Source organism: Streptomyces cyslabdanicus (assembly GCF_052663305.1).
The window spans coordinates 143,211-156,986 of sequence record NZ_JBQRUW010000009.1 but is presented as its reverse complement, the minus strand read 5'-3'; the positions used below and the strand labels follow the sequence as shown (position 1 = coordinate 156,986).

The 13,776-nt window shown below is 71.0% G+C and carries 13 protein-coding genes; 1 reads left to right on the top strand and 12 read right to left on the bottom strand.

Translation table 11 applies throughout. From position 1 onward, the window contains the following. Window positions 1-206: 206 nt before the first annotated feature. From ACTYVM_RS07285 to ACTYVM_RS07235, 11 genes are all read right to left on the bottom strand, one after another. Entirely contained in the window at window positions 207-3,059 is a 2,853-nt protein-coding gene (locus tag ACTYVM_RS07285; RefSeq protein ID WP_445525099.1) for a DEAD/DEAH box helicase, read from the bottom strand. A 75-nt stretch (window positions 3,060-3,134) separates the two neighbouring features. Then, on the bottom strand, window positions 3,135-4,109 hold the full coding sequence (gene tatC / locus ACTYVM_RS07280; protein ID WP_445525098.1) for a twin-arginine translocase subunit TatC: 975 nt from the start codon (window positions 4,107-4,109) through the stop codon (window positions 3,135-3,137). A gap of 49 nt (window positions 4,110-4,158) precedes the next feature. Continuing rightward, window positions 4,159-4,455, bottom strand: a complete 297-nt coding sequence (gene tatA, locus ACTYVM_RS07275; RefSeq protein WP_445525097.1) for a Sec-independent protein translocase subunit TatA — start codon at window positions 4,453-4,455, stop codon at window positions 4,159-4,161. A 255-nt stretch (window positions 4,456-4,710) separates the two neighbouring features. Next, window positions 4,711-4,905 (bottom strand): hypothetical protein, encoded by a 195-nt coding sequence (locus tag ACTYVM_RS07270; RefSeq protein ID WP_400031764.1) that lies wholly within the window; start codon window positions 4,903-4,905, stop codon window positions 4,711-4,713. Between the two features lie 10 nt (window positions 4,906-4,915). Continuing rightward, entirely contained in the window at window positions 4,916-5,209 is a 294-nt protein-coding gene (locus tag ACTYVM_RS07265) for a hypothetical protein (protein ID WP_445525096.1), read from the bottom strand. Beyond that, complete coding sequence (locus ACTYVM_RS07260) at window positions 5,206-6,291, bottom strand: helix-turn-helix transcriptional regulator (RefSeq protein ID WP_445525095.1); 1,086 nt, start codon at window positions 6,289-6,291, stop codon at window positions 5,206-5,208. The genes ACTYVM_RS07265 and ACTYVM_RS07260 overlap by 4 nt, the downstream gene beginning before the upstream one ends. Before the next feature lie 19 nt (window positions 6,292-6,310). Then, window positions 6,311-7,336, bottom strand: coding sequence for a helix-turn-helix transcriptional regulator (locus ACTYVM_RS07255; protein ID WP_445525094.1), 1,026 nt, complete (start codon window positions 7,334-7,336; stop codon window positions 6,311-6,313). 139 nt (window positions 7,337-7,475) lie between these two features. Then, entirely contained in the window at window positions 7,476-7,847 is a 372-nt protein-coding gene (locus ACTYVM_RS07250; RefSeq protein WP_400031770.1) for an FKBP-type peptidyl-prolyl cis-trans isomerase, read from the bottom strand. Between the two features lie 91 nt (window positions 7,848-7,938). Beyond that, a complete protein-coding gene (locus ACTYVM_RS07245; protein ID WP_445525093.1) occupies window positions 7,939-8,940 on the bottom strand; it encodes an FKBP-type peptidyl-prolyl cis-trans isomerase in 1,002 nt (333 codons plus the stop codon). A gap of 219 nt (window positions 8,941-9,159) precedes the next feature. Continuing rightward, window positions 9,160-10,521, bottom strand: coding sequence for a Pup--protein ligase (gene pafA / locus ACTYVM_RS07240; protein ID WP_100567758.1), 1,362 nt, complete (start codon window positions 10,519-10,521; stop codon window positions 9,160-9,162). Between the two features lie 9 nt (window positions 10,522-10,530). Next, window positions 10,531-11,799 carry an MFS transporter gene (locus ACTYVM_RS07235; RefSeq protein ID WP_445525092.1) on the bottom strand — a complete coding sequence of 423 codons (1,269 nt, stop codon included), beginning with the start codon at window positions 11,797-11,799 and terminating at the stop codon, window positions 10,531-10,533. Between the two features lie 121 nt (window positions 11,800-11,920). On the opposite strand from ACTYVM_RS07235, the gene ACTYVM_RS07230 reads away from it, so the two are divergent. Next, window positions 11,921-12,937, top strand: coding sequence for a LacI family DNA-binding transcriptional regulator (locus ACTYVM_RS07230; protein WP_445525091.1), 1,017 nt, complete (start codon window positions 11,921-11,923; stop codon window positions 12,935-12,937). A gap of 80 nt (window positions 12,938-13,017) precedes the next feature. Here ACTYVM_RS07230 and prcA read toward each other — a convergent pair whose 3' ends face one another. After that, entirely contained in the window at window positions 13,018-13,770 is a 753-nt protein-coding gene (prcA, locus tag ACTYVM_RS07225; RefSeq protein ID WP_445525090.1) for a proteasome subunit alpha, read from the bottom strand. Window positions 13,771-13,776 lie beyond the last annotated feature (6 nt).

Here is a 13,776-nt window from a genome sequence, read left to right as displayed (position 1 = left end):
CCGGTCGGATCATCGCTATGTCATATTCCGCAAGGGCCTGAAACGGGGCATGCGACAGGAGTACTCTCGGCGCATTTGCGCGGCCCGGAGCGATCCGAACGCGCACAGTGACGGGGCGCGGGCGCACGAAGCAGTGCGGGTGGACGAAAAACGGACATGGTCCCGACGGCGTCCGCCGGGACCATGTGATCGGTGCGATCGTCCGCCTAGCCGACCGAGGAGTAGGCCACGACCCCCCGCAGCAGCCCGTCCACCGCCTTGCGCGCGTTCCTGGCCACCGACGAGCCCTCCACCGGCGCCGCCGCCGAGATCTGGCCCAGCACGTCGATCACCTGCTTGCACCAGCGCACGAAGTCGCCCGCCGGCATCTCCGCCTCGCGCAGCACCTCGTCCAGGCCCTTGCCGGAGGCCCACATGTACGCGGCCCAGGCGAAGCCGAGGTCGGGCTCGCGCTGGCCCACCCCCTCGGTCTGGTTGATGCGGAAATCCTCCTCCAGGGCGTCGAGGCGGCCCCAGATCCGCACCATCTCGCCGAGCGCCGCCTTCGCCTTCCCCGAGGGGAGCTTGGGCGCCATGGCATCGTCACTGACCCGCGCCTCGTACACCAACGCCGAGACACAGGCGGCGAGTTCGGCCGGGCTCAGCCCCTCCCAGACGTGCTCGCGCAGGCATTCGCTGGCCAGCAGGTCGAGTTCGCCGTACAGCCGGGCGAGCCGCTTGCCGTGCTCGGTGACCTCGTCGCCGCGCAGGTAGTCGAGCTCGGTGAGCAGCGCGACGATCCGGTCGAAGGTGCGCGCGATGGTGTTCGTACGGCCCTCGATGCGATGCTCCAGCTGCTTGGTGTCGCGCAGCAGCCGGTGGTAGCGCTCGGCCCAACGGGCGTGGTCCTCGCGCTCGTCGCACCCGTGGCAGGGGTGGGCGCGCAGCGCGGCGCGCAGCCGGGCGATCTCACGGTCGTCGGCCGCCTGGGAGCGCCGCTTGCGGTGCCGCTCCGCCGGGATGTGCCCGGCCTTGGTGCGCAGCGCGGAGGCGAGGTCGCGGCGGGACTGCGGGGAGCGCGGGTTGAACGACTTCGGGATCCGCATCCGCTCCAGCGGCTCCACGGGCACCGGGAAGTCGATGGCCGCCAGCCGCTTGACCTGACGCTCGGCGGTCAGCACCAGCGGGCGGGGGCCGTCGTGGTACTCCAGGCCGCGGTGGCCGTTGGACCGGCCCGCGGGCAGGCCCGGGTCCAGCACCAGCGCCAGGCCCGCGAACTTGCCGGTGGGGACGTGGATGACGTCGCCCGGTTTGAGCTTCTCCAGGGCGACGGCGGCCTCGGCACGCCGCTGGACCGCCCCCTGCCGGGACAGCTCGGTCTCGCGGTCCTTCAGCTCCCGGCGCAGCCGCGCGTACTCCGTGAAGTCGCCGAGATGGCAGGTCATGGAGGCCTTGTAGCCCTCGATGCCCTCCTCGTTGCGCTGCACCTGCCGGGTGATCCCGACGACCGACCGGTCGGCCTGGAACTGCGCGAAGGACGTTTCCAGCAGCTCGCGCGAGCGGTGCCGGCCGAACTGCTCGACCAGGTTCACCGCCATGTTGTACGACGGCCTGAAGCTGGAGCGCAGCGGGTAGGTGCGGGTACCGGCCAGCCCCGCCAGGTGTTCGGGGCTCATGCCGCGCTGCCACAGCACCACCGCGTGGCCCTCGACGTCGATGCCGCGGCGGCCGGCGCGGCCGGTGAGCTGGGTGTACTCACCGGGGGTGATGTCGGCGTGCTGCTCGCCGTTCCACTTCACGAGCTTTTCCAGCACCACCGAGCGGGCCGGCATGTTGATGCCGAGGGCCAGGGTCTCGGTGGCGAAGACCGCCTTGACCAGGCCCTGCACGAACAGCTCCTCGACGACCTCCTTGAAGGTCGGCAGCATGCCCGCGTGGTGGGCGGCGATACCGCGCTCCAGGCCCTCCAGCCACTCGTAGTAGCCGAGGACGTGCAGGTCCTCGGCCGGGATGGCGGCGGTGCGCTCCTCTACCAGGGCGCGAACCCGCTCGCGCGCCTGCTCGTCGTTGAGTCTCAGGCCCGCGTACAGGCACTGCTGGACGGCGGCCTCGCAGGCGGCCCGGCTGAAGATGAACGTGATCGCGGGCAGCAGGCCCTCGGCGTCGAGGCGCTCGATGACCTCGGGACGGCTCGGGGTCCAGATCCGGGAGCGCTGTCTGCGCTCCCGCTCGCGGTCGGCCTCGCGCATCGCGCGGCCACGCCGGCGGTCCTGGAACGAGGGACGGGTGGCCTCCATGCGGGCCATGCGCGTGAGGTCGGGGTTGACGGCCTTCCGATGGCCCTCGCCCTCCTCGAACAGGTCGTACATCCGGCGCCCGGCCAGCACGTGCTGGAACAGCGGAACGGGCCGGTGCTCGGAGACGATCACCTCGGTGTCCCCGCGGACGGTGTCCAGCCAGTCGCCGAACTCCTCGGCGTTGGACACGGTCGCCGAGAGGGACACCAGGGTCACCGACTCGGGCAGGTGGATGATCACTTCCTCCCACACGGCGCCGCGGAAGCGGTCGGAGAGGTAGTGCACCTCGTCCATGACCACATAGCCGAGTCCGAGCAGGGTCTGGGAACCGGCGTAGAGCATGTTCCGCAGCACCTCGGTGGTCATCACGACCACCGGGGCCTCGGAGTTGAGGCTGTTGTCGCCGGTCAGGAGGCCGACCTTGCCACTGCCGTAGCGACGGCACAGGTCGGCGTACTTCTGGTTCGACAGCGCCTTGATCGGCGTCGTGTAGAAGCACTTCCTGCCCTGCTGGAGGGCGAGGTGGACGGCGAACTCGCCCACGATCGTCTTGCCGGAGCCGGTGGGCGCGGCGACCAGTACGCCCTTGCCCGCCTCGAGCGCCTGGCAGGCCTCGATCTGGAACGGGTCGAGACCGAAGTCGTACATCTCGCGGAAGCCCGCGAGCGCGGTGGCCTGCTCGGCAGCTCGCCTGCGCGCTGCCGCGTACCGCTCGGCCGGTGAGAGGTCCTCTGTCATCGTGCTTTCGAGCGTACCGGGCCACACCGACAACAGGACGATCATTATCCCGATCGCCCCGGGGACGAGAAGGCCGGCCGCTCGAGGTGCGAGCGGCCGGCCCGGAGCCTGCGGTGGTGATCAGGTCACGTCGTCGTACCCGTTGACCCGGCCCGTGTCGCCGTCCCCGTCCGCGTCGTTCCGCTCGGGCAGGGCGCGGCGCGCGGTGACGGGTTCGACCTCGCCGATGTCCTCGGGGGTGAGGTCGAGCTCGGACGCCTCGTCGTCCGACGGTCCCTGCGCGGCCAGCCGTTCCTTGCGCCGGTCGTTGAACAGGGAGATGACCACCGCGACGAAGTACAGCGCGCAGATCGGTGCGGCCAGCGCCAGCATCGTCAGCGGGTCGGGGCTCGGCATGGCGACCGCCGCGAAGGCCGTGATGCCGACGACCATGCCGCGCCACCAGCCGAGCATGCGCCGCCCGGACAGGATGCCGGTGAGGTTGAGCATGACGAGCAGGAGCGGCATCTCGAACGAGAGTCCGAAGACGACCACCATGCGCGTGATGAGGTTGAGCAGGTCGTCCAGCGGCAGCAGGTTGTCGACACCACTGGGGGTGAAGTCGATCAGTACCCTGGCGGTGGTGGGCAGAATGTGGTAGGCGAAGTAGGCGCCCCCGAGGAAGAGCGGGAAGCCGGCGGCGACGAACACGTAGCCGTACTTCTTCTCGTGCTTGTGCAGCCCCGGGGCGACGAACGCCCACAGCTGGTAGAGCCAGACCGGCGAGGCCAGCACCACCCCCGTCATCAGCGACACCTTCAGCGCCAGCGTGAACGGCTTCAGCAGGCCGTTGATCGTGAGGTGCGCGCAGGCGCCGCTCTTCTCCGACTTCGCCAAGTCGAGGAACGACTGCCCACACCCCACCGAGTCCAGCACCGGCTTGGTGATGAAGTTGACGATGTCCTTGTAGAAGAAGGCGGCGACGACCGTCACGACCAGGATCGCCAGGACACCTTTCCCCAACCGGTTGCGCAGCTCACGGAGGTGCTCCGCGAGCGACATCCGCCCCTCGGGGTCCTTCTCCTTCTTGTCCTTCTTGCGGGCAGACTTGAGCAACCCACATCCTCATCTCGTACAGCGGACCGGAAGGCCTCCGGTCGTCCGGTCAGCGCTGAGTCGTGTCCGTCGGCTCGTTGACCGGGCGGGAGCTGGTCACGTCGCCGGGCGCGGCCTGGATGGTGCGCTGCGCCGGGGACTGCTGCTGCTCCTCGCCGGCCGGAGTCGCCGAACCGGCCGCGGTGGTCGACTTCTCGTCCTTCATCGCCTTGGCCTCGCTCTTCAGGATGCGCGCGGACTTGCCGAGCGACCGCGCCATGTCCGGAAGCTTCTTCGAGCCGAACACCAGGACGATCACCAGAACAAGAAGCACCAGGTGCCACGGCTCAAACGCACCACGGAACATTCGTCTTCACCTTCTCATCTGAGGCGGGGCGGGCAGGTCCGACCACTGGGACAGGCGTCCGACCATTGTGCTGCCAGCGATCGTAACGCCCAGGGGTGAACGCTGAGCAATCCCTGTGCGTACTCCTGCCGGAGCGGCCCGTGCCTCTTACGCGGGCCATGACCAGCAGCGTACCCGGCCACAGGGGCGACAGGGCAGGGCGTGTCGATCGAAAGCGCACGGCGTTCGGGACTTCCAGGACTTTCCCGGCAGGACTCACCTCGACTCCATCGCCCGGGCGGCGCTCAGGCTCGCCCGCTCCAGCTCCTCGGCGGCCCGGTTGATGCGCCGCGCCGACTCCGTGACCTGCCGGCCCAGGCGCTGCGCCTCGACGAAGACCCGGACGGCGAGCACTCCGAGCACCGCCAGCCCCACGAACCCCGCCGCCACCGCGAACATCGCCCAGAACATGACGCCGAGCCTAGAGGGTCGAGTGCAGGCGCAGCGTGCTGACCCCGCCACCGGTGAGCAGTTCCACGATCCGCTCGCCGGCCGGCTTGCGGACCGCGGCACCGCAGTCGGGGCAGGTGAAGGAGTAGAAGGTGGTACGGCTGCTGGCGCCGACGACCAGGCGCAGCGCGCTCGCGGCGAACTCGAACCGGCCCCGGCAGTCGGGGCAGCCCGCCCGGAACACCACCGGAGTCACGCTCCGCATCCCGGCGAACGCCGCCGCCACCGACATCCCGGGCACCCCAGCCGTCGCCGACCTGCTCAAAGCCCCTGCTCCTGCCTGTCGTCACGCCCGTCGTGAACCACGTCCGCCCCCCGCGGCCCCCGCGCCGCCACGGCGTCCACGGGGCCCCCGGCCCCTTCGCACGCCGGCTCGTACGCCGCCAGGGCCTCACGGGCCGCCTGCCGGGCGCTGTCGGCCAGCTCCCGCGGGGCGACGATCCGCCCATCCCGGCCCAGGCGCAGCGCCAGCCGCCGGAGCGACGCCGGATCGGGCGTGCGCAACGTGATGCGCAACCCGCCGTCGGGAAGCTCCTCGGCGCTGTCGTGCGGGTAGTACTCGGCGACCCAGCGGCCACCGGGACCGACCTCCACGACCACCTCCGGGTCCTCCGCGGCCGGCTGCACCAGGGCCTGCGACAGGTCGCGCAGCTCCATCTCCGGCGGCGCCGAGGGCTCGTCGAGGATCTTGATCTCGGCGACCCGGTCGAGCCGGAAGGTGCGCCGCGCCTCGGAGCGGCGGCACCAGGCCTCCACATAGGTGTGCCCGACGCTGACCAGGCGGATGGGGTCGATCTCGCGCTCGGTGACCTCGTCACGAGCGGGCGAGTAGTAGCGGATCCACAGCCGTCGCCGCTCGGAGATCGCCCGGTCCACGTCGGCGAAGACGCCACCCTCGGACTCGAACGTCACCGACAGCCGGGAACTGGCCCCGGCGGCCTCGCCGGCCGCGGCCTCCACCTTGGCCGTCGCCCGCAGCAGCGCCTGCCGGTCGCCCTCCCGCAGGCCGGGCAGCGTCGCCACCGCGCGGGCCGCCACCAGCAGCGCGGTCGCCTCGTCGGCGGCCAGCCGCAGCGGCTCGGCCGCCTCCGCCCCGAGCGCAGCGGGGTTGTGCCACCAGATGCGCTCACCGTCGGTGTCGATGTCGAGCAGATCGCCGCCGCGGAAACTCGTACCGCACATGGGCAGCACGTCGAGGTCGGAGACCAGCTCGTCCTCGGTGATGCCGAAGGCGCGCGCCACGTCCTCGATCCGGGCGCCGGGGCGCTCCCTGAGATACGTCACCAGGGAGAGCATCCGCCGGGTCTGGTCGATGGCGCTCGCGGGCCTGACCGGTTTGCCTGCCACAGTGTCGCTCCGCTCCCCCTCAAGCCCCGGCCACGGCACGCAGCCGGTCCAGCACGTCCGCCCGCAGCTCGGCCGGCTCCAGGACCACCACGTCCGGTCCGAACTCCACCAGCCAGGCGTCCAGCCCGTGCCCGTACGGGATGTCCAACTCGTCCCAGCCGTCTCCGAGTTCCCGCACGGCGGTGGCCTTCGCCCGAAGGGGGTACCCGGCATCCGCGCGCAGCCGGATCCGCGCGGAGCGGTCGGCGCTCTCGCCGGCCCAGCTCGCCACGGTCTCACGGACGGTGACGACGTCCGGGACCGGCGCGGTGAAGCCGCTGCCCCGGGAGCGGACCCTGCCGGTGATCCTGGAGAGCCGGAAGACCCGCTCGGCGCCGCGGTCGCGGTCGAAGCCGGCCAGGTACCAGTGGCCGCGCCAGCACTCCAGCGCCCACGGCTCGACGTGCCGGGTGCCGGGCTGGGCGGCGTTGGCCTTGCGGTAGTCGAAGGCGACCGGCCGGCGGTCGCGGCAGGCCAGCATCAGCGGCTCGAAGGCGGCCTCGTGCACCGGGATGCGCGGCTCCAGCGCGCCGTGCGCCTCGTAGGGGTCGACGTCCTCGGGCAGTCCGGCCGCGCGCAGCTTCTGCAGGGCGCCGCTGGCCGCCCCGGCCAGCCGGGCCTGCTGCCAGACCTTGGCCGCCAGGCCGAGTGCGGCGGCCTCCTCGGCGTCCAGGGTGATCGGCGGCAGCCGGTTGCTGTCCCGGCGGGCCAGGTAGCCGACCTCGCCGTCGAGGCTCTCGACGGTCTCGATGACCAGCCCGAGCTCCCGCAGGTCGTCCTTGTCTCGTTCGAACATGCGGTTGAAGGAGTCGTCGGACGCCGCCGCGCCCTTCTCCGACCCGGCAGCCACGCTCCTGTCGCGGCCGGAGGCCACGCTCCTGTCGCGGCCGGAGGCCTCGACGTAAGCCTCAATGGACTCCCGCAGCTCGCGCTTGCTCAGCGGCCGCCGCGTTCCGAGCAGGCACAGCGCCAGGTTCATCAGCCGCTCGGCCTTGGCAATGGCCATCGACGCCCTTCACCTTCCCTATGGTCCCTACGACCGACGACCGTACCGCCCCGCGGCGTACGGACAAAAGCCGAGGCCCATGCCCAGGCGGGCATGGGCCTCGGCTGATCGGATCCCGCGGGGATCCGGCGCCTGACGATCAGACCGCGACCAGGTCGCAGACGAAGATCAGCGTCTCGCCGGGCTTGATCCGGCCGCCCGCGCCGCGGTCGCCGTAGGCGAGGTGCGCCGGAATGGTCAGCTGGCGGCGCCCGCCGACCTTCATGCCCTGCACGCCCTGGTCCCAGCCGGCGATGACCTGGCCGACACCCAGCTGGAAACGGAGCGGCGTACCGCGGTTCCAGGAGGCGTCGAACTCCTCACCGGTGGAGAAGGCCACGCCGACGTAGTGGACGGAGACGGTGTCGCCCTTCTTGGCCACCGGTCCGTCGCCCTCCCAGATCTCCTTGATCTCGAGGTCCGCCGGGGGCTCGCCGCCCGGGAAGTCGATCTCGGGCTTCTCGATGCTCACGTGATTCTCCTGCTCATCTACGACAAGGCAACCTGCACAGTCTTACATCCCCGCCGGGTGCGCGACCGCGCCGGGAGACCGCGGCGCGGCGCTACATCGCAGCCAGGATGTCCACCGTGAAGACCAGCACCGAGTCCTTCTTGATGCCGCTGTTGGGGGGCGGGTTGTCACCGTAGCCGAGGGCCGGCGGGACGACGATCAGGACCCGGCTGCCGACCTTCTTGCCCGCCAGCCCCTCGGCCCAGCCCTTGACGACCTGCTGGAGGGAGAACGACGTCAGCGCATCTCGCTTGTACGTCGAGTCGAACTCCTTGCCGTCCTGCCACAGCACGCCCTTGTACTGGACGAGCACGGTGTTCTCCGGCTTGACCGCGGGACCGTCGCCCTCGATCACGTAGTCGGCCACGAGCTTCTTGGGCGCGGCCGTCTTGGGCACGGTGATGGACGGGGCGGCGCCGTCGGTGTTGGTGCCGACCTTGGGCAGGTCGGCGTTGTCCTGGGCGACGATCTTGCCCTTGGCCGAGCTCTTGGAGTTGAAGGTGTTCTGGATGTCGACGACGAACACCAGCGTGTCGGTGCCCTTGATTCCGGCCTGGGCGTTGCCCTGCGTGCCGTATCCCCAGGTGGGCGGCACGGAGAACAGGACGCGGCTGCCCACCTTCTTGCCGGCCAGGGCATAGCGCCAGCCGTCGATGATCGTGCCCTGGGCGAGCTGGATGACCAGGGGCGCCTTGCGGTCGTAGGAGTTGTCGAAGAGCTTCGCCGTGTCCCAGATCTGCCCCAGGTAGTGCGCCTGGACGTAGTCGTTCTCCGCGACGGTGCGGCCGCCGCCCGCGATCACCGTCTTGACGGCGATGTCCTTCGACGGGGCACCACTGCCCTTGGCGACGGTCGGCTTCTCGCCGAACTTCGTGCCCGCGGTGATCGCCGGCAGCGGCCCGGAGACGATCTTCGGCGAGGGCGCCACGGACGGCTCGGAGGGCGACGGCGACGGGCTCTCGCTGGCCTTGCTCGAACCGGCCTTGTCGTTGCCGCAGGCGGCCAGGGTGACAAGTCCCGCGGGTACGGAAAGAAGGAGTGAGCGACGGCGCACGGTGGGGGCCTCGTAATCGGTCGATCTTCTGATGGCGTGCGCGCTACCTTACTGACGTTTCGTTGCCGAGCGGGTCTCCGGCCCGCCCCGGTTTCGGCCGGGGTCCGGGGGTTGTCCCCCGGGAAAGCACTGTCGTGGTGAGCAGGGCGCCGTACGGGGAACGTACGGCGCCCGTGTGGCGTTCCGGTTCCTCGAACCGGTATCCGCGTTTCGCCGGGCTCACATTCCGGCGATCAGTTTCTCCACCCGGTCGTCCACCGAACGGAACGGGTCCTTGCACAACACCGTCCGCTGGGCCTGGTCGTTGAGCTTCAGGTGCACCCAGTCGACGGTGAAGTCCCTGCGCTGTTCCTGCGCCCGCCGGATGAAGTCGCCGCGCAGCCGGGCCCGAGTGGTCTGCGGAGGCACCGACTTGCCCTCGAAGATCTTCAAGTCGTTGCAGATCCGGGTGGCTTGGCCCTTCTTCTCCAGCAGGTAGTACAGGCCACGACGGCGGTGGATGTCGTGGTAGGCGAGGTCTATCTGGGCGACCCGCGGATGCGACATGGTCATGTTGTGCTTGGCCCGGTACCGCTCGATGAGCTGGTACTTCATCACCCAGTCGATCTCGGTGCCGATGCGGTCGAGGTCCTCGGTCTCGATCGCGTCCAGCGTACGGCCCCACAGCTCCAGCACCCGCTCCACCGTGCCGGTGCGGATACCGCGCCGCTCGCAGAAGTCCACGGCCTTCTCGTAGTACTCCCGCTGCACCTCCAGCGCGGAGGCCTCGCGGCCGCTGGCCAGGCGCACCTTGCGGCGGCCCGTGATGTCGTGGCTGACCTCGCGGATCGCCCGGATCGGGTTCTCCAGGGTCAGGTCGCGCATCACCGTGCCCGCCTCGATCATGCGCAGCACCAGATCGGTCGCGCCGACCTTGAGCAGCATCGTCGTCTCGGACATGTTGGAGTCGCCCACGATGACGTGCAGCCGCCGGTAGCGCTCCGCGTCCGCGTGCGGCTCGTCGCGGGTGTTGATGATGGGCCGCGAACGGGTGGTCGCCGAGGAGACGCCCTCCCAGATGTGCTCGGCCCGCTGGCTCACGCAGTACACCGCCCCGCGCGGGGTCTGCAGGACCTTGCCCGCCCCGCAGAGCAGCTGCCTGGTGACCAGGAACGGGATGAGGATGTCCGCGAGGCGTGAGAACTCCCCGTGCCGTGCCACCAGATAGTTCTCGTGGCAGCCGTAGGAGTTGCCCGCCGAGTCGGTGTTGTTCTTGAAGAGGTAGACGTCGCCCGCGATTCCCTCCTCGTGCAGGCGTCGTTCCGCGTCTACCAGAAGCCCTTCCAGAATGCGCTCGCCGGCCTTGTCGTGGGTGACCAGTTCGATCACATTGTCACACTCGGGTGTCGCGTATTCCGGGTGTGACCCCACGTCGAGATAAAGCCGGGCGCCGTTTCGCAGAAAGACATTGCTGCTGCGGCCCCATGACACGACACGGCGGAAGAGGTACCGCGCCACCTCGTCAGGCGACAGGCGGCGCTGTCCCCTGAACGTGCACGTGACGCCGTACTCGTTCTCCAGCCCGAAGATGCGGCGGTCCATGACTGAACATTACGCCCGATCCTCTGCGCTCAAACGGGGTTCGGCAGCACGATTTGGATCATTTTCCGATGAAGCGGCAACCACCGCCCGCCCGACGGGAGCTGTGAGGACCCGTCCGGTGAGCAGCAGCACCAGCAGCGACACGGCCCCGGCGACGCTCGGCACCGCGAAACCCCACAGCGCGCCGCCCGCCTCGACCACCGGTCCCGCGGCACCCGTTCCGACGGACGCGCCCACGGTGAACATCGTCACCAGCCAGGAGAAGGCCTCCGTCACCGTGCCGGCCGGCGCGTGCCGGTCCACGATGATGAACGCGCAGGCGATGCACGGCGCCAGGAACACCCCGGACAGCGCCGTCAGCGCCACCATGGCCACCGCCCCCGGCATCAGCAGCAGCGGCAGGTAACACACCGCCAGAAGGCCCACCAGCAGGCGCAGTCGCCGCTCGGGCGCGCCCGCCCACTGGCGGGCGCCGTAGACGGCGCCACCGACCAGCGCGCCGAGCCCCAGCGCGGCCATCAGCCAGCCGTACACCGCGTCCCCGCCGTGGTCGTCGGCGTAGGGCACCGCCGCCACCGTGATGGAGCCCAGGGCGACACCGACGAAGAGGAACGCGCCGAGCAGCGCCAGCAGACCGGGCGAGCGCAGCGCCCCCAGCCAGTGCGCCTCCCGGGGCGCCGAACGCCAGGCCCGCGAGGGCGGCGAGACGACCACGGACAGCGCGCCGAGCACGCCGACGGCGTTCAGGACCACCAGCGCCGCCTGCGCCGACCACAGAGAGACGCAGAGGGTCACGAGCAACGGGCCGACGGTGAACATCACTTCCTGGGCCACGGCGTCCATCGCGTACGCCGTGTGCACCTGGTCCTCCCGGCGCAGCACCGAGGGCCACAGGGCCCGCAGACCGCCCTCCAGGGGCGGGGTGAAGAGCCCGGCGGCCGCCACCGCCGTGTACGCCAGGGCGGGCGACTGGGTGCCGTTCAGGGCGAAGACCGTCATCGCCAGCGCCGCGGCGAGCGCGGCCGGCAGCTGGACGCGGGGCTGCCCGTGCAGGTCCACGAGGCGCCCCAGCACGGGCTGGCCGACCGCGTTGGCGATGCCGTACACCGCCGCCAGGGCGCCCGCCAGGCTGTACGTGCCGCCCTCCGCGCGGACGAACAGCACGATGGCGATCGCCGCGGTGGCGTTGGGCAGCCGCCCGACGAGCGTGCCGGTCAGCAGCCTGGCGGCGTGCCTCGCTCTGAGGATCTCCAGGTATCCCCCGAATCCCACGGCCATCGCCCTGCCTTCCACCGGTTCGCCCGAGGCGCTGGAGCAACCTCTGGTGTTACGTATAACGTCCTCGGTCATACGTACCATGTGCGCTGTTCACCAGTCCAGACGAAGGAGCGTCCCCGCGGTGGCACCCAGCAGCACGCGCCCCACCAGCCGCGACGTCGCGCACGCCGCCGGGGTGTCCCAGGCCGCCGTCTCCCTGGTCCTCGGCGACAAGTGGCGCGGCCGGGTGTCGCAGGCGACCGCAGAACGGGTGCGCCGGGCCGCCGAGGAACTCGGCTACCGTCCCAACCTCGCCGCCCGCAACCTGCGCCTGGGCCGCACCCGCACCGTGCTCCTGGTCGTCCCCGCGCTGACCACCGAGTTCTTCGCCGGCGTCTACACCGGCGCCGCGCGCGTCGCCGCCGAGCACGGCTTCGGCCTCGTCCTCTACCCCTCCCCCGAGGGCATCGGCCCGGCGCGCAACCCCTTCGCCTCGGCCCAGGCGGCGCTGGACGGCGTGATCGCCTCCTCCATGGCCGCCGACGCGCTCACCGCGATCCGCGGCGACCAGCTGCCGCTGGTCATGCTGGACAGCGACCCCGCGGGCAGCCCGGGCGCCGCGACCGTCAACCTGGACATCGCCGACGGCGTGCGCCAGGTCGCCGACCACCTGCTCGGGCTCGGCCACCGGCGCTTCCTGCACCTCGCTGCGGACGTGGCCTCCTGGACCTTCGAGGTACGGGCGGGGGAGCTGAGCACCCGGGTGGGCACGGTGCCTGGCACCTCGGTGCGCACCGCCCGCGCCCCGATCTCCATCGAGGGCGCCAGGGCCGTCACCGAGGCCGCCCTGAGCGCCCCCGGCCCCCGGCCCACCGCGCTGGTCTGCGACGACGACAAGCTCGCCGCAGGCGCCTACAAGGCCCTGCGCCGCCTCGGCCTGCGCGTGCCCGACGACGTCTCCGTCACCGGCGTGGACGACCTCGCCCTCGCCACCGCCATCGACCCCGAGCTCACCACCGTGCGGCTGGACGCCGAGCTGTTCGGGGAACGGGGCATGCACGCCCTGCTGGCCGTCCTCGAGGGCCGCACTCCCGCCGGCGGGGACATCCCCGTGGAACTCGTGGTACGCGGCTCCACGGCGCCACCCGGCACCCCCTGAAGCCCTCCAGCCCCCGAAACGCCCGGGTGCCCCGGCCTTCCAGCAGGCCGGGGCACCCGGGAACGGGGTGAGGGGCGGGACTACTTCTCCTCGGAGCCGTCCTCCTCGGCGCTCTCCGCCTCGGTCGTCGCGCCGTCGGCCTCGAGCAGCCGGGCCAGCTGACGGCCCACGATGCGCTTGAACTTGCGCTTCTGCGGACGCGTACGGTCCAGCACCGCCACCTCCAGGCGCTCGGCGGGGATCTCCCGCTCGCTGCCGTTGGTGTCGCGGGACAGGGCCTGCACGGCCAGCTTCAGCGCCTCGGCCAGCGACATGCCGTCCCGATGGCGCTGGTCCAGGTAGCCGCTGATCTGCTCGGCGTTGCCGCCGACCGCGACCGAGCCGTGCTCGTCCACGATCGACCCGTCGTGCGGCAGCCGGTAGATCTGGTCACCGTCCGGGGTCTGCCCCACCTCGGCGACCACCAGCTCCACCTCGTACGGCTTCTCCGCGGCGCTGGAGAAGATCGTGCCCAGCGTCTGGGCGTACACGTTCGCCAGGCCGCGGGCGGTCACGTCGTCCCGGTCGTAGGTGTAACCGCGCAGGTCGGCGTAGCGGACGCCGCCGATGCGCAGGTTCTCGTACTCGTTGTACTTGCCGGCGGCCGCGAACGCGATCCGGTCGTAGATCTCGCTGAACTTGTGCAGCGCGCGGGACGGATTCTCACCGACGAACACGATTCCGTCGGCGTACTGCAGCACGACCAGGCTGCGGCCACGCGCGATGCCCTTGCGGGCGTACTCCGCCCGGTCGGCCATCGCCTGCTGAGGTGAGACATAGAACGGCGTCGACACCGGTTA

Excerpts from the sequence above, each read along its gene's own strand:
- ACTYVM_RS07285 (WP_445525099.1), bottom strand. The coding sequence starts at position 3,059 with ATGATCGTCCTGTTGTCGGTGTGGCCCGGTACGCTCGAAAGCACGATG.
- tatA (WP_445525097.1), bottom strand. The coding sequence starts at position 4,455 with ATGTTCCGTGGTGCGTTTGAGCCGTGGCACCTGGTGCTTCTTGTTCTG.
- ACTYVM_RS07270 (WP_400031764.1), bottom strand. The coding sequence starts at position 4,905 with ATGTTCTGGGCGATGTTCGCGGTGGCGGCGGGGTTCGTGGGGCTGGCG.
- ACTYVM_RS07255 (WP_445525094.1), bottom strand. The coding sequence starts at position 7,336 with ATGGCCATTGCCAAGGCCGAGCGGCTGATGAACCTGGCGCTGTGCCTG.
- pafA (WP_100567758.1), bottom strand. The coding sequence starts at position 10,521 with ATGGACCGCCGCATCTTCGGGCTGGAGAACGAGTACGGCGTCACGTGC.
- ACTYVM_RS07235 (WP_445525092.1), bottom strand. The coding sequence starts at position 11,799 with ATGGCCGTGGGATTCGGGGGATACCTGGAGATCCTCAGAGCGAGGCAC.